The organism is Streptomyces sp. TAA204, from assembly GCF_000424965.1.
This window is the reverse complement of the sequence record NZ_AUKW01000002.1, coordinates 129,118-144,778: the sequence shown is the minus strand read 5'-3', so window position 1 is coordinate 144,778 and position 15,661 is coordinate 129,118. Positions and strand designations below refer to the sequence as shown.

General features: G+C 71.0%; 10 protein-coding genes. 4 read left to right on the top strand and 6 right to left on the bottom strand.

Annotated features, from left to right (window positions below):
- Both H343_RS0103405 and H343_RS0103400 read right to left on the bottom strand, forming a co-directional pair.
- A complete protein-coding gene (locus H343_RS0103405; RefSeq protein WP_028429978.1) occupies positions 1-1,248 on the bottom strand; it encodes an extracellular solute-binding protein in 1,248 nt (415 codons plus the stop codon).
- Between the two features lie 120 nt (positions 1,249-1,368).
- Entirely contained in the window at positions 1,369-2,439 is a 1,071-nt protein-coding gene (locus H343_RS0103400) for a LacI family DNA-binding transcriptional regulator (RefSeq protein WP_028429977.1), read from the bottom strand.
- Between the two features lie 212 nt (positions 2,440-2,651).
- On the opposite strand from H343_RS0103400, the gene H343_RS28705 reads away from it, so the two are divergent.
- Positions 2,652-4,847 carry a glycogen debranching N-terminal domain-containing protein gene (locus H343_RS28705; RefSeq protein ID WP_051264552.1) on the top strand — a complete coding sequence of 732 codons (2,196 nt, stop codon included), beginning with the start codon at positions 2,652-2,654 and terminating at the stop codon, positions 4,845-4,847.
- Positions 4,848-4,900: 53 nt separating this feature from the next.
- Positions 4,901-5,119 (top strand): hypothetical protein, encoded by a 219-nt coding sequence (locus H343_RS28700; RefSeq protein ID WP_037902250.1) that lies wholly within the window; start codon positions 4,901-4,903, stop codon positions 5,117-5,119.
- Between the two features lie 37 nt (positions 5,120-5,156).
- Here the strand turns inward: H343_RS28700 and H343_RS28695 are convergent, their stop codons facing one another.
- Together H343_RS28695 and H343_RS28690 are read right to left on the bottom strand one after the other, a co-directional pair.
- Complete coding sequence (locus H343_RS28695; RefSeq protein WP_037902248.1) at positions 5,157-5,867, bottom strand: response regulator; 711 nt, start codon at positions 5,865-5,867, stop codon at positions 5,157-5,159.
- Positions 5,864-10,297 carry a HAMP domain-containing protein gene (locus tag H343_RS28690; protein WP_051264551.1) on the bottom strand — a complete coding sequence of 1,478 codons (4,434 nt, stop codon included), beginning with the start codon at positions 10,295-10,297 and terminating at the stop codon, positions 5,864-5,866. The genes H343_RS28695 and H343_RS28690 overlap by 4 nt, the downstream gene beginning before the upstream one ends.
- Between H343_RS28690 and H343_RS0103375 the strand changes: the two genes are divergently transcribed.
- The gene (locus tag H343_RS0103375) at positions 10,296-12,221 is read left to right on the top strand and encodes an ATP-binding SpoIIE family protein phosphatase (RefSeq protein WP_078504979.1); all 1,926 of its coding nucleotides are present in this window, start codon (positions 10,296-10,298) and stop codon (positions 12,219-12,221) included. The two genes, H343_RS28690 and H343_RS0103375, sit on opposite strands and share 2 nt — an antisense overlap.
- Positions 12,222-12,237: 16 nt before the next feature.
- On the opposite strand, the gene H343_RS0103370 is transcribed toward H343_RS0103375, so the two are convergent.
- A complete protein-coding gene (locus tag H343_RS0103370) occupies positions 12,238-13,074 on the bottom strand; it encodes a LuxR C-terminal-related transcriptional regulator (RefSeq protein ID WP_028429975.1) in 837 nt (278 codons plus the stop codon).
- A gap of 102 nt (positions 13,075-13,176) precedes the next feature.
- Here H343_RS0103370 and H343_RS0103365 point away from each other — a divergent pair, with 102 nt between their 5' ends.
- Positions 13,177-14,817 (top strand): AMP-binding protein, encoded by a 1,641-nt coding sequence (locus H343_RS0103365; RefSeq protein ID WP_028429974.1) that lies wholly within the window; start codon positions 13,177-13,179, stop codon positions 14,815-14,817.
- Positions 14,818-14,874: 57 nt separating this feature from the next.
- On the opposite strand, the gene H343_RS28685 is transcribed toward H343_RS0103365, so the two are convergent.
- Positions 14,875-15,651: an IclR family transcriptional regulator gene (locus H343_RS28685; protein WP_051264549.1), complete on the bottom strand. Its 777-nt coding sequence runs from the start codon at positions 15,649-15,651 to the stop codon at positions 14,875-14,877.
- Positions 15,652-15,661 lie beyond the last annotated feature (10 nt).

Genomic DNA, 15,661 nt, shown 5'->3' with positions numbered 1-15,661 from the left:
TCAGTCGCCCTTCTTCATGGCCTGCTCGCCGTTGCGCTGCAGCGTGGAGAGGATCTCGGCGGGATCGCCCGTACGCAGCGACTGCAGGTCGGCGTTGAACTGGTCGAGGACCTTGGTGAAGCCGGGGACGGTCACCGGGCTCTGGGCGTACTCGGCGCCCTCGGCCCATCCCTTGGCCTCCGGGTGCTGCTCCGCGAAGGTCTTCATCGCGCTCTCGCGCGAGGGCATGACGCCGATCGCGTCGGAGGAGGCCAACTGCTCCTTCGCCGACGTCAGATGGCGCACGAGATCGACGGCGGCCTCCCGGTGGGCGCTGTCCCGGGCCACTCCCCAGCAGTTGCTGAAGACGAGCGTGGCCTTCCCCGCGGGGCCCGCGGGCAGCGGCACGACCTCGTAGTCGACGTCGGGGAAGTCCTGCTTCATCGCGCCGGCCAGCCAGTTGCCCTCGACGACCATGGCCGCCCTGCCCTTGCCGAGCGCTTCACCGGCCCAGCCGGTGTCGACCTGCTTGGCGTACTTCATCGATCCGGAGCGCAGCATCTTCTTCGCGAACCGCAGTCCCTCGGCGTTCTCCTCGGTGTCCGCGGTCATCCTCGACTCGGTGCGGTCGGTCATCCAGCCGCCCGCCTGCTTCATGAAGGCCCCGAGCCGCTGGTGTTCGGGGGTGATGACCAGCCCGGTCGTCCTGCCGGAGGTGAGCTTCCGGGCCGTCTTCTCCAGCTCTTCCCAGGTGGTGGGGTGGTCCTCGTCCGTCAGCCCGGCCTTCTTCCACTTGTCCGTGTTTATCGCCAGGCCCAGCGTCGAGGAGTCCTTGGGGAGGCAGACCAGCTTGCCGTCATAGGTGAAGGCCTCGCGCAGCTCGGGGGCGAAGTCGTCCGCGTCCGGGACCTCGTCGCCGTAGGCGTGGAGCGAGCCGCCCTTGGCGTAGTTGGCGAACTGGTCGGAGTTGACGTAGAAGGCGTCGGGCGGCCGGTTGCCCGCGAAGGACTGCGCGAGCTGCTGCTCGATGTCCTTGGCGAGCTGCACGGTGACCTCGTGCCCGGACTTCCTCTCCCACGCGGTCGTGGCCTTCTTCACGGCTTTGGTCTCGGCGTCGCCCGAGGTGGCGATCAGTACGCGCAGCGACTGCTTCTTGCCGGTGTCCTGTTCGGGTCCGCTGTCGTTCTTGTCGAATCCCGAAGAACAGGCCGTCGCGGTGGCGGCCAGCACCGCGCATGCGGTGACGGCCACGGTGGATCGGCGGAACATGCGGGCCTCCTGGGGCAGTTGATGAGGGAGCGGCGATGAGGAGTGAGTGATGGGGAGTGAGTGATGAGTGGGACGAGGAGGGGAAGCGGTGGAACAGGCGCTGCGCACGGGCCCGGCGGCTCAGCCGGAAGCGGCGCCGATGCTCGCCCGTACGACGAGTGAGGGCGGCAGCAGCACCCGCTCGGGCGGCTTCGCCGCGTCGGACATACGGGCCAGCAGCAGCCGCATGGCCTCCCGGCCCACGGCGTCGATCGGCTGCGCGACGCTTGCGAGGCCGGGAGTCAGCAGCGGGGCGAGAGAGGAGTCGTCGAAACCCACGACGGACACCTCACGCCCAGGTGTGCCGCCGCGCTCGCCGATCGCCCGGTAACAGCCCAGCGCGAGCGTGTCGCTGGCGGCGGCCACCGCCGTGACGCCCGTCTCCAGCAGGGGCCGTGCCGCCTGTGCCGCGGCGCCCACGTCGTCGAGGCTGTACGCGCGGTGGCCCGGTGCTTCAAGTCCGAGCCTGTGCAGGGCGCGCCGCCAGCCCTCGGCGCGGTCGTCGCCGGACCCGGAGCCGGCGGGCCAGCCGAGGAAACCGATGCTCCGGTGTCCCTCTGCCGCGAGCTTCTCCACGGCGGCCTCCGTACCCGCGGCGCCGTCCACGTCGACCCAGTCGCCGATCTCCTGCCGGGACCACATCCGGCCGAACGCGACGAAGGGGATGCCGCGTTCGTCCAGCCACGCCTGACGGGGGTCGCCGCGCTCGGTGTTGGTCAGGACGAAAGCGTCGACGCCGTGCTCGCTCAGCAGTTCCTCGTACGCGCCGAGCCGCCGCTCACCGGAGCCGGCGGCGAACAGCAGCAGGCGGTAACCCGCAGCGTCCGCGGTCTCCGACAGCGCGTGCAGGAAACGGTCGAGGACGACGGTGATCGTGCCGGGGCCGCTCGGCTCGACGCCGTACCCGATGAGCCTGCTGGCGCGCGTGCGCAGCGAGCGGGCCGCGCGGTGGGGGCGGTAGCCCATCTCGTCCACCGCCTGCCGGACCCGCTGCAGAGTCTCCGGGCGCAGCAGATCAGGGGTGTTGAGCGCGTTGGAGACGGTCTGGGTGGAGACTCCCGCACGCCGGGCGACCATTGCCATGGTCACCGGGCCCGGGGCGCCGGACTCCGGTGGCTGCGGGGGCTGGGGCGAGGCGGAACGTGCGGGCATGGGTTCTCATTTCGGTGCCGGTCACCGGCCGGGCGGGACTCAGGACGGGTGTGCTGGACGTGCGGCGTGCGGCGTACGGACCTGCGGGACGGGGGTGCGTGGGACGGAGACGGGCGGGGTGGAGCGATCCCCGGGCAAGATGGGCAAATTGGGCTCTTGACCGCCTTGTTAGGGTCGTTGGATCGATCCAATGACTGAGAGGCTGCGCCCACGTGGACACGACTGTCAAGGCTCATGACGGCACCGGCGCCACGAACGCAGGCGTCGTGCAGGAAGGGTTCCAGCCCTTCCTGCACGACGCCTGCCTCACGCTCAGTGCTCCCAGCATGGTGGTCTCCCGCCCGGACGGTCAGCTGACGGGCGGACCCGACGGCTTCTACCACGGCGACCGCAGAGGACTCTCACTGCTGACCGTGACTGCCGCCGGGGTGCCCAACGCCCCCATCAGCGGGGGCCCCGACAGCGCCGAGCGTGCCTCGTTCCGTACGGTGCTGCGCGGGCTCGCCGAGCACAGTCCCGACCCCGCCGTCACCCTGGAGCGCGAACGCGGCGTGCAGCCGGGGGAGTTGACCGAGACACTCACCGTCGCCAATGCCGGGCGCAGCACCGCCCGCGTGGAGCTGGTCCTGCACGCCGCGAGCGATCTGGCCCCCATGGAGGCCGTCAAGACCGGCCGTCCGGGCGCCTGCCTGCCTCCCGCGCACCAGCCCGACGGGTTCACCTGGTCCGATGCGTCGCTGACCGTACGGCTGTCGTGCTCACCCGCACCCGACCGCACCGCGCCCGACCGCACCGTGCCCGACCGCACCGCGCCCGACCGCACCGCGCCCGACCGCACCGCGCCCGAGCGCGGCGGCACGGGCGAGATGCGCTTCGGTCTCGAACTGGCCGCCGGCGAGCGCCGGCAAATCACCCTGCGCTGCACCGCCGAGGACCGCGAAGGCGACGCCTTCCCCGCCGCGTCATCCGGCGCGCGTGCCGCCCTGGCGGCCGGCGCCGCGCTGCGCAGCGCCGACCGCGGTCTCGACCACTGGTTCGCCCGCTCCACCTCCGACCTGGGATCACTGCTGCTCGCCGATCCGCGGGAGAGCGACGACACCTTCCTGGCGGCCGGAGCACCGTGGTTCCTGACCCTCTTCGGACGGGACTCGATCTGGGCGGCCCGCATGCTGCTGCCGCTGGGCACCGATCTCGCGGGCGGCACGCTGCGCACCCTCGCCCGCCGCCAGGGCGGCGTCAGCGACCCGTCCACGGAGGAGCAGCCCGGCAAGATACTCCACGAAGTGCGACGCGGCGGGCTCCACTTGAGCGACCACCTGACCCTGCCGCCCTGCTACTACGGCACCGTGGACGCCACCCCGCTCTGGGTGACGCTGCTGCACGACGCATGGCGCTGGGGCATGGACCCCGAGGAGGTCCGACGCCTCCTGCCGCACGCCGAGTCGGCGCTGGAGTGGATGGAGCGGTACGGCGACGCCGACGGCGACGGTTTCCTGGAGTACGTGGACGGCACCGGACGCGGACTGGCCAACCAGGGCTGGAAGGACTCCGGCGACGCCGTACGGCACCGGGACGGCAGGCTCGCGCAACCCCCCGTCGCGCTGTGCGAGGTCCAGGCGTACGCACACGAAGCGGCGCTGGCCGGTGCCGCGTTGCTGCGCGCCTTCTCCCGTCCCGGCGCGGACCGCTGGGAGGAGTGGGCGCAGCGGCTGAGGCTGCGCTTCCGGGAGAGTTTCTGGGTCGGGGACGCCGAAGGGCCCTATCCTGCCGTCGCGCTCGGGCATGACAAGCAGCCGCTGGACGCGCTGACTTCGAACATCGGCCATCTGCTGGGCACCGGACTCCTGGACGAGGAGGAGAGCAGCCTCGTGGCCGCCCGCCTGGCCGCCCCGCACCTCGACTCCGGCTTCGGCCTGCGTACGCTCGCCGACGACAGCGAGGGCTACAGCCCGCTCGGTTACCACATCGGGTCCGTCTGGCCGCACGACACGGCGATCGCCGTGCAGGGCCTGGTCCGGGCGGGACAGTACGCCGCCGCGGAGCCGCTGGCCGCCGGACTGGTGCGTGCGTCGGCCGCCTTCGACGGGAGGCTGCCGGAGCTGTTCGCCGGACACGGCTCCCGCATCGACAACCGGCCCGCGCCCTATCCCGCTTCGTGCCGTCCGCAGGCATGGGCGGCGGCTTCCGCGGTGGCGGTGCTCCAGTCCGTGCTGGGGCTCCGGGCGGACGCTCCCGCCGGCGAACTCACGGTACGTCCGCGACTGGCCGCCGCGTACCGGCCGTTGGACGTCGGCGGACTGCGGCTGGGGGAGCGGGAGTTCGGTGTGCGCGTGGACGGAGACGGCAGCCCGCACGTGACCGGACTGCCGGAGCAGCAGGTGGCCTGTGCCGCGGCGGACGTGTTCTAGACCGGGGCCGGTACTCGTCGCATACTGGTTCCCTCGGGGATGAAGGGGGACAGATGACTGTTTTCGTGCTGCTCTTCGCTGCCGCCGCGTCAGCCGTCGGATGGCTGGCGGCAGTTCTGGTCCGCAGGGAGCGCCGCCGCGGCGAGGTCAGCGCCGACGGTCTGCGCATCGAAGCGACCGCGACCGCCGGACTGCGTGAGGGACGGCGCCGTGCGCGCGCCGGCCGCGACATGACCACGGCCTCGACCGACGTGTATCTGCGGGACCGCTGAGGAAGAGGGCGGCGGGGCAGGGGCGGTGCGCGAACGGTTACGCCGCTGCCCCGCCGTTCCCCGCCAGGGTGCGCACGAACTGCTCCAGCTCGGCGACACGGTCCGCCAGTTCGGGCGCGTTGTGCGTCTCCGGGTCGCGCAGCAGCAGCTCGATCTGGACGAGCTTCTCGGTGATCTCCGCCAGCCGTTCCGCGCCTCCCGCCCCGGCGCCCAGGGTGCCGGGCTCGCCCGTAGCGTCGGGCAGAGTGCCCTCCAAGGGGCCCTCCGCCGTCGGTCTGCCCGCCCTGCCGGGTGACTGCTCGGCCACCAGCAGGCGGCGCAACTGCTCAGCTTGAACAGCGAGTTGACGGTTCTTGCGGTCCAGGTCCAGAAACACGTTGACCTTGGTGCGCAGCACCCACGGGTCGATCGGCTTGGAGAGGAAGTCCGCGGCGCCCAGGGCGTAACCACGGTAGGCGTAGTCCGCGTCCACATCGGTGCCGGTCAGCAGGATGATGGGCACGTCCTTGGTCTGGTCGAGCCGCTTGATGTTGCTGGCGGTCTCGAACCCGTCCATGCCGGGCATCAGGACGTCGAGCAGTACGACCGCGAAGTCTTGGCGCAACATGGCCTTCAGCGCGTCCTCACCCGAACGTGCCGTCACCAGCTGCTGGTCCAAAGGCCCCAGTACGGCCTCCAGCGCGATGAGGTTCTCCTCCATGTCGTCGACGATCAGGATGCTGGACCTGTCGGGTGTGAGCGCGGTCATGGCGCGGCCCCGGGGGAGTCGCTGCCCTCGTCACCGGACGCCTCTCCGGTGTGGTGCGCGCGTTCCCCGTCGTCCTCCGCCGCCGGCCCGCCGCCGTTGGGGGAGGGAGCAGCGGGCGGCTGCGCGCTCCCGGAGGCCGGTGGCGCGGGCTGCGGGCCGGAGCCGGACCGCGGCCGGAGCAGCCGGTACATCGCCCCGAGCAGTTCGTCGAGGTCCACCGGCTTGGGGACGTAGATGTCGGCGCCGCTGTCGAGGGCCTTCTGCGAGTCGCCCGACATGGCCTTCGCCGTGAGCGCGATGACCGGCAGACCTGCCAGGCGGGGCGTCCGGCGGATGCTGCGGATCGCCTCGTAACCGTTCATCTCGGGCATCATGATGTCCATCAGGACGATCGACACCTCGGGCGAACGGTCGAGCACGTCCAGGCCCTCACGGCCGTTCTCCGCGTACTTCACGGAGATCCCCACGCGGCCCAGCACGTGGGTGAGCGCGAAGACGTTGCGGATGTCGTCGTCCACGATGAGCACGTTGCTGCCCGACAGGATCCGGCCGGGCTCCCCGCTGAGCCACCGCTTGAGCTGCGTCGTCTCGGGCCAGGTGTCGTCGTGGCCCTCCTCGCCCGCCGTGGAGGGCCCGGCTGCGGTGGCGGCGCCGGCGGCCGAGCCGGGGGAGGGCGGCCCGGCGGGGCGTGAGGGTGCGCCGGCAGCGGGTCCGGCGGGTTCGGGCCACGCGGTGGGAGTGCGTCCCGCGGATTCCGTCTCCGCGGGGGGCGTCTCCCGGGGTGCGGGCCCGGCCTGCTCGGTCCGCTCGTGCGCAGGCTCCGGCAGCGCGGCGGGAACGGGCGGGGACGTGACCGCCCGCGCGTCCTCCCGAGCGGTGGTGACCGCGGGCCGCTCGGCCGATCTGGCGACCGGCGGCTCCGTCGCGGTCGGCTCCGGCGTGGTGGAGACGGTGCCGGGGTAGATCGCAGGGACGTACAGGGTGAAGCGCGAGCCCACGCCCTGCTCGCTGTCGACGTCGATCCGGCCGCCGAGCAGTCCCGCGATCTCGCGGCTGATGGACAGGCCGAGCCCCGTTCCTCCGTACTTGCGGTTCGTGGTGCCGTCGGACTGCTGGAACGCCTCGAAGATCACCGCGAGCTTCTCCGGCGGGATGCCGCTGCCGGTGTCCTTGACCGAGAAGGCGAGCACCGATTCGGCCTCCCGCAGTGTCTCCTCCTCGAACTCCCGCGTCGTCACGCGCTCCACCCGCAGCTCCACACCTCCGGAGTGGGTGAACTTCACGGCGTTGGAGAGCAGGTTGCGCAGGATCTGCTGGATCCGCTGCTCGTCCGAGAACAGCTCGCGCGGCACGTTCTCGCCGACCGCGATCTCGAAGGCGAGGCCGCGGTCGATGGTCATGGGACGGAACGTCGCGTGCACGTAGTCGAGCAGCTTGGTCAGCGGCAGCGTCTTGGGACGTACGTCCATGCGTCCGGCCTCGACCTTGGACAGGTCCAGGATGTCGTTGATGAGCTGGAGCAGGTCCGAGCCGGACCGGTAGATGGTGTTGGCGAAGTCCACCTCCTGCTCCGAGAGCCGGCCGTCGGGGTTGTCGGCCAGGAGGCGGGCCAGGATCAGCAGCGAGTTGAGCGGGGTGCGCAGCTCGTGCGACATGTTCGCCAGGAACTCCGACTTGTACTGCGAGGAGGTGGCCAGGAGGGCGGCCTTCTCCTCCAGTTCGGCGTTCGTGCGCTGGAGTTCGTCCGAGCGCTGCCTCAACTCGGCGGTCAGCCGCTGGGATTCGGAGAGCAGCACCTCGGTGCGGGCGTTGGCGATGATGGTGTTGATCGAGACCCCGATGGTGTGCACGAACTGGTCGATGAAGGTCAGGTAGATCTCGTTGAACTTGCTGAACGAGGCCACCTCGATCACGCCGAGGGCACGGTCCTCGAAGAGGATCGGCAGGATGAGGATGTTCGCGGCGGGCGCCGCGCCCAGCCCCGACTCCACGCGCACGTAGTCCGGGGGCGCGTCCTCGATGAGGATGCGCTTCTTCTCGGCGACGGCCTGTGCGATCAGGCCCCGAAGCCTGGACTCGGCCTGCGCTCCGCTCTCGTCCGGGCCGCTGATGCCGTACCCGGCGATGAACTCCAGCTCCTCACCCGGCGCTCCGGCCGGCCCGACCAGGAAGAACGCCCCGGCCTGCGCGTTCACCAGCGGTGTCAGCTCCCGCAGGATCAGGTCGGCGACCTCCACCAGGTCGCGGTGACCCTGCATCAGACCGGCGATACGGGTCAGGTTCGACTCCAGCCAGTCCTTCGTGCGGGTGGTCTCCCGCAGATTCCCCACCATCAGATTGACGTTGTCCTTGAGTTCCGCGACCTCGCCCCGCGCGTCGACGGAGATGGAACGGGACATGTCGCCCTGGGTGACGGCGCTGGCGACCTCGGCGATCGCGCGGACCTGCGTGGTCAGGTTCAGCGCGAGCTCGTTGACGCTGGTGGTCAGGCCCTTCCAGGTGCCGTACACGCCTTCGACGCGGGCCTGCCCGCCCAGTTGCCCTTCGCTGCCGACCTCACGTGCGACGCGGGTCACCTCGGAGGAGAAGGAGGAGAGCGTGTCGACCATCGTGTTGAGGGTGGTCTTCAGCTCCAGGAACTCGCCGCGGGCGTCGACGTCGATTTTCTTGGAGAGGTCGCCGTTGGCGACGGCGGTGGCGACCTGGGCGATGTTGCGGACCTGCGAAGTCAGGTTCGTGGCCATGAAGTTGACGTTGTCCGTGAGGTCCTTCCAGACCCCGGAGACGCCGTGCACCTGCGCCCGGCCGCCGAGGTTGCCCTCGGTGCCGACCTCGCGGGAGACGCGGGTGACCTCGTCCGAGAACGCGCGGAGCTGGTGGACCATCGTGTTGACCGTGTCCTTCAGCTCCAGGATCTCGCCGCGGGCGTCGACGTCGATTTTCTTGGAGAGGTCGCCGTTGGCGACGGCGGTGGTCACCTGGGCGATGTTGCGGACCTGCGAAGTCAGGTTCAGCGCCATGGAGTTGACGCTGTCGGTGAGGTCCTTCCAGACACCCGAGACGTCTCTGACCTGGGCCTGTCTGCCGAGGTTGCCCTCGGTGCCGACCTCGCGTGCGACGCGGGTGACCTCGTCGGCGAAGGCGGAGAGCTGGTCGACCATCGTGTTGAGGGTCGTCTTGAGCTGGAGGATCTCGCCCTTGGCGTCGACGGTGATCTTCTGGCTGAGGTCGCCCTCGGCGACGGCGGTGGCCACCTGGGCGATGCTGCGGACCTGGGAGGTGAGGTTCGAAGCCATCAGGTTCACGTTGTCCGTCAGGTCTCTCCACACGCCCGAGACGTCCCTGACCTCGGCCTGTCCGCCGAGGTTGCCCTCGGTGCCGACCTCGCGTGCGACGCGGGTGACCTCGTCGGCGAAGGCGGAGAGCTTGTCCACCGTGGTGTTCACGGTGCCCATGAGCTGGAGGATCTCGCCCTTGGCGTCGACGGTGATCTTCTGGCTGAGGTCGCCGCGGGCGACGGCCGTGGAGACCTGGGCGATGTTGCGGACCTGGGAGGTGAGGTTCGAGGCCATCAGGTTCACGTTGTCGGTGAGCTTCTTCCAGACACCCGAGAGCCCCCTGACCTCGGCCTGTCCGCCGAGGTTGCCCTCGGTGCCGACCTCGTGCGTGACCCGGGTGACCTCTTCCTCGAAGACGGAGAGCTGGTCGACCATGGTGTTCACGGTGAGCTTCAGCTCCAGCAGCTCACCGGCCGTCTTGACCGTCACCTTCTGTGTCAGGTCACCGCGGGCGACCGCCGTGGTCACCCCCGCGATGTCCCTGACCTGCTTGGTCAGTTGTTCGGCCATCGTGTTGATGGCTTCGGTCACGCGCCGCCAGTCGCCGGAGAGGTCCCCGACGTCGGCCCGTCCGCCGAGCTGTCCCTCGGTGCCGACCTCGCGTGCGACGCGGGTGACCTCACCGGTGAACATGGAGAGCTGATCGACCAGACGGTTCAGTCCGCTGCCCAGCCGCCCCAGCTCCCCCTGCGGGCGGCGGTCGCCGTTGTGCGGCTCCACGTGCCGGGTCAGGTCCCCGCCGGCGACGGCCTCCACCACACGTGTCGCCCTTGCCACGGGCACGGCCAGCGCGTCGACGAGCTGGTTGGCGTCCTGCACGTTCACGGCCCAGGCCCCCTGGCCCGGGCTCGCGCTGACACGCTCGTCCAGCTGTCCCCGCTTGGCGACCTCCTGCCGTACGCGCCGCAGCTCCGAGGACAGGTGCTCGTTACGGGCCGCGATCTGGTTGAAGACCCCGGCCATCTCACCCAGTACGCCTTCGGCCTCGGTCGCCGCGCGTACGGAGAAGTCCCCGTCCGACAGCGACCTCATAGCTCCCAGCAGTGGACGCAGATCGCTCTCGCGTACCGGCTGCCTGTGCTGGTCTCCCATGGCACCCCATTCACAAGCGTCCTGGAGGTACGGCCTTTATCCTATTGTAGTGGCTTTGGTGCTATCTCATCCGAGTCAGGAGAGACCCGTGAGACTGCCGTTCTCCGGCCTGAGCGACCCGGTGTCGCGGACGGGTCTGCCCGCCACCCAGCTGGCCCCGTCCCGCGCCCGCACTCTCGTACGCGCATCCATCGAGGAGCGCGCCGCCGCCACACCCACCGCACGCCGGACGGTCGACCGTCTGGCGGAGGACGCCGCACTCCTGGTCAGCGAGCTCGTCACCAACGCCCTCATGCACGCGGGCACCGACATCGAGATCGCCGTGGGCCTGGAGACGGCGCAGCCGGGCCCCGGCGCGGAACACGAAGGCAACGGCGAGCGCCCCTCCGCGGAGGGCGAGGTCACCGGTGTACTGGTCGAGGTGGCCGACCGGCAGCCCGGAGGCCGCATCCCCGGGCACACCCACGCCCGCCGCGGCGGGCGTGGCCTGGGCATCCAGATCGTGGGGGCACTCGCCGAGTCCTGGGGGGTGACCTACAGGCGCACCGAGAAGGTCGTGTGGTTCCGCCTCGCCGTCTCCGAGATCGTGCCCAGGCCGGCGGGGACGCTCAGCGAGGCCCTGCACCGGGAGCTGAACGCGGCGGACATCTTCTCCACCGCCCCCCGCGCCGACCGCCGACGGACCGCCGAGTGGGCCGACCGCGGCGGCGCCTTCCTGGCCGAGGCCAGCGAACTGCTCTCCGGGCAGCTCGACGAGGACATGGTCGCAGCCCTGGCGGGCCAGCTGCTGGTGCCGCGGCTCGCGGACTGGTGCGCCGTGTGGCTGAAGACCGAGGACGGCGGGATGCGGCTCTCCCGCGCCTGGCACGTGGACGAGCGGCGGGTGGACGCGCTCCGCTTCGCGCTGGAGCCGGACCCGCCGCCCGCGACGCTGCGGACGGCGGGCATTCCCTGGCCCTGGCCCCAGGGCGCGGACGAGAACGGGACGAGCGGTTCGGCCCTGGCGTTCTCACTGGTCGCGGGCGGCTCATGCCTGGGGTCGCTCATCATCGGCCGGAGCGGGCCGGCGGAGACGACCGACTCCGTCGCCCGCACGGTCGAGGACGTGGCACGCCGGGTGGCGCAGGCGGTCTTCACCGCCCGCCAGTACACACGGCAGACCAGCATCAGCCGCGCGCTGCAGCGCAGACAGCTGCCCCCGTCGCTCGCCAGCCCTCCCGGAGTGGAATCGGCGATCGTCTACGAGCCGCACGCCCGCGGCCAGACCGTCGGCGGGGACTTCTACGACCTCTTCCCCATGGGTAACGGGCGCTGGTGCTTCCTCCTCGGCGACGTACAGGGCAAGGACCCCGAGGCGATGTCCGTCACCGGGCTGACCCGTCACCTGGTGCGGCTGCTCGCGCGCGAGGCCCGCGGCGTCGAGTCGGTGCTCGGCCGCCTCAACGCCGCCATGGCCGAGGAGGGCGCCGAGGCCGTGGCCGTCGGAGGGGAGGCCGCCCAGCCGCGGTTCCTGAGCCTGGTGTACGGGGAGCTGGAACCCGACCTCCGGGCGGGCGGTGCACACTGCACCATCGCCAGCGCGGGCCATCCCGCGCCGCTGAAGCTGACCGCCCGGGGACGTGTGGAGACGGTGGTGGAGTCGCAGATGCTGCTCGGCATCGACGAGGGCACCGAGTTCGCGGCGTACGCCTTCGACCTCGAACCCGGCCAGACGCTGCTGTGTGTGACCGACGGAGTGACCGAACGCCGCAGCGGCCACCGGCAGTTGGATGACGACGACGGCCTGGCGGGGATCCTGGCCGGGTGCGTGGGCATGGGTGCCATGGCGGTTGCGGAGCGGGTGCGTCAGGCGGCGCACGACTTCGGCCCGGAGCCGGTGGAGGACGATCTGGCCATCCTCGTCCTGCACGCGGTCGTCGGGTGAGACCCGGCCGCCCCGTTCAGGGGATGATCCCCTCCCGGCGTGCGGCCACCACCGTCTCCAGCCGTGTATGGGTGCCCAGCTTCCGCATGGCCGAGCGCAGATACGCCTTCACCGTCTGCGGCCGCAGCCCCGTGCGTTCCGCGACTGCCGCGTTCGTACCGCCGCCCGCGACACATGCGACCACGTCCACCTCGCGCGGAGTGAGCACAACGGTGCGGCCCGGCTCCCCGGAGCGTCCGGTCCGGCATGCGGTGGCCAACCGGCCGCAGGCGTCGAGGAGTTCCTCGCGCAGTGCGCCTTCCGGCACCCGCTGTGCGAGAGTGCGCAGCTCAGCGTGGGCCGCCCGTACCTCCTCCCACACGGCCGTGTCCTCCGCCGGTGCCGGCGGCACCTGAGCCAGCCGCTGTGCCTCCTCCCGCACGGCCAGGGTCTGTTCCAGTTCGCGTACGGCGTCGGCGGCGCTCTCCAGCGCACGGTCGCCCAGCTCGAGCGACTCCCGGAGCGCCGCGTACAGCACGCCGCGCACGCGGCGCCTGACGACCACGGGCACCGCCAGCACGGAACGCAGGCCCTCCCTGGCCACAGCCCCGTCGTACTCGTGGCTGATGACACGGCTGGAGCGGTAGTCGGAGACCGACGCCGGTCTCCCCAGTGCGACCGCCTTGCCGCCCAGGCCGCTGCCCGGCGCGATGGCGAGACCGCTCAGCGCGTGCGTCGTGGTGCCGGTCAACTCGGAGATACGGAAGCCGTGCCCGTCGCCCAGCATTCCCGCGAAGACCACGGGCAGGCCCGACGTGCGGCGCACTCGCGACATCGCCGCCCGCACGGCACCGGCCTCGATCGGATCCGTCATGTCATCCACCTCCCGGCCACATCACCCCCGTTCGGGGGTGGTGAGACCCCGATCACTCTCGCACGATGCTAAGGCCCACCACTCACGGACGAGGAGGTCCCGGTGACCGGACATTCCACGGCGCTCTCGTACACGAGCGGGACCGCCACGACGCCCCTGCTCGGCGAGACGATCGGCAGCAACCTCGACCGCACCGCGGCGGCCCACCCCGACCGTGAGGCTCTGGTGGACGTCCACGGGGGCAGGCGATGGACGTACGCGCAGTTCGTCGCGGACGTCGACCGGCTCGCGCGCGGGCTGCTGGCACGCGGCATCAGCAAGGGAGACCGGGTCGGCATCTGGGCGGTCAACTGCCCGGAGTGGCTGCTCGTCCAGTATGCGACGGCGCGCATCGGCGCCGTCATGGTCAACATCAACCCCGCGTACCGTACGCACGAACTCGCCTTCGTGCTCCGGCAGTCGGGTGTGCGGATGCTCATCGCCTCCACGTCGTACAAGACCAGCGACTACCGCGCGATGGCGCGGGAGGTGGCCGGCGAATGCCCCCAGCTGCTGGAGACCGTGCACATCGGCACCCCCTACTGGGAGGTGCTGACGCACGCGGGCGAGGACGTCCCGGACGACCAGCTCAGGGCCGCGGAGGCTCTGTTGAGCTGCGACGACCCGGTCAACATCCAGTACACCTCCGGCACGACCGGATTTCCCAAGGGCGCGACCCTCTCCCACCACAACATCCTCAACAACGGCTTCTTCGTGGGGGAGTTGCTCAGCTACACCGAGCGGGACCGGGTGTGTCTGCCCGTGCCCTTCTACCACTGCTTCGGCATGGTCATGGGCAACCTGGCGGCCACCAGTCACGGCGCGTGTGTGGTCATCCCGGCGCCCTCCTTCGAGCCCGAGGCCACGCTGCGGGCCGTCCAGGAGGAGCGCTGCACCTCCCTGTACGGGGTGCCCACCATGTTCATCGCGGAGCTGGGGCTGGCCGACTTCGCCTCCTACGACCTGAGCACGCTCCGTACCGGGATCATGGCCGGGTCGCCGTGCCCGGTGGAGGTGATGAAGCGGGTCGTCGCCGAGATGCACATGGAGGAGGTGGCGATCTGCTACGGCATGACCGAGACGTCACCGGTCTCCACGCAGACGCGCCGGGACGACGATGTGGAGCGGCGCACGGCGACCGTCGGCCGGGTGCTGCCGCATCTGGAGGTGAAGGTGGTGGATCCCGCCACCGGTGTGACGGTGCCGCGCGGCGAGCCGGGGGAGCTGTGCACGCGCGGCTACTCGGTGATGCTGGGCTACTGGGAGGAGCCGGAGCGGACGGCGGAAGTCATCGACGCGAGCCGCTGGATGCACACCGGCGACCTCGCGGTGATGCGCGAGGACGGCTACCTCGCCATCACCGGCCGCATCAAGGACATGATCATCCGCGGTGGGGAGAACGTGTATCCGCGTGAGATCGAGGAGTTCCTGCACACCCACCCCAAGATCTCCGACGTGCAGGTCGTCGGGGTGCCGGACGAGCGGTACGGCGAGGAGATCCTGGCCTGCGTCATACCCCGTGACCACGGCGACCCTCCCACGCGGGAGGAGATCGCCGCCTTCTGCGAGGGCCGGCTCGCGCACTACAAGATCCCGCGTTCCCTGCGGGTGCTGACGGAGTTCCCGATGACGGTCAGCGGCAAGGTGCGCAAGGTCGAACTGCGGGAGCAGGAGCCGGGGCCGTCCGGCCCGGGGGCGGCCTGAGCGTGCCCGGCGCCCGCGTGCCGGAGCCCGCCCGGGGTGTGCCCCGGGCTCCGGCCGTCAGTGCCCGAAGAGCGGCTCCAGCTTGCGGGCCGTCCGCTTCAACGCCTCGCACAGCTCCAGCACTTCCTCCCGTGCCACCACGAACGTCACCGTCGAGATGCTGACCGCACCGATCACCCGGTTCTCCGCGGCGCGCACCGGCACGGCGACGCACCGGACGTTGGCCTCGTTCTCCTGCTCGTCCAGCGCATAGCCCTCGGCCCGCACCTTCGCCAGCTCCTCGCGGAGAGCGGGGAGGGTGGTGATGGTCGCGTCCGTACGTCCGGGCAGGCCCGTGCGCCCGGCCAGTTCGCTCAGCGCGTCCTCGTCGAGGTCGGCGAGGATGCACTTGCCGATCGCCGTCGAGTGCAGCGGCTGGTACATGCCCACTCTGGAGGACATGGCGAAGGGCTGGTCACCCTCCACCTTGTGGGTGTAGATGATGCGGTCGCCGCTGCGTACGCCGACGTGGACGGTCTGCCGTACGTCCTTCTGGAGTTCGACGATCACGCGCTCGATGCTGTCCCGGCTGCCCGAGCCGGTCACCGCCGCGCCCAGCGCCCGTACGGCGGGACCGATGCTGTAGCGGCCCCCGTCGTGCGCGACCGCCCAGCCCTCCTCAGTCAGCACGCGCAGCAGGCGGTGTGCGGTCGGCTTGGACAGACCGGCCGAGGCGGCGAGCCCGGCGAGCGCGGCCGGTCCCTGCGACGAGCAGAGTGCGTCGATCAGCCGGAGCAGGCGCCGGGGGCCGGCCCCGTCGCCCGTCGCGCCGGAAGACGGCCGCGCAGAAGTCATTGACACCACC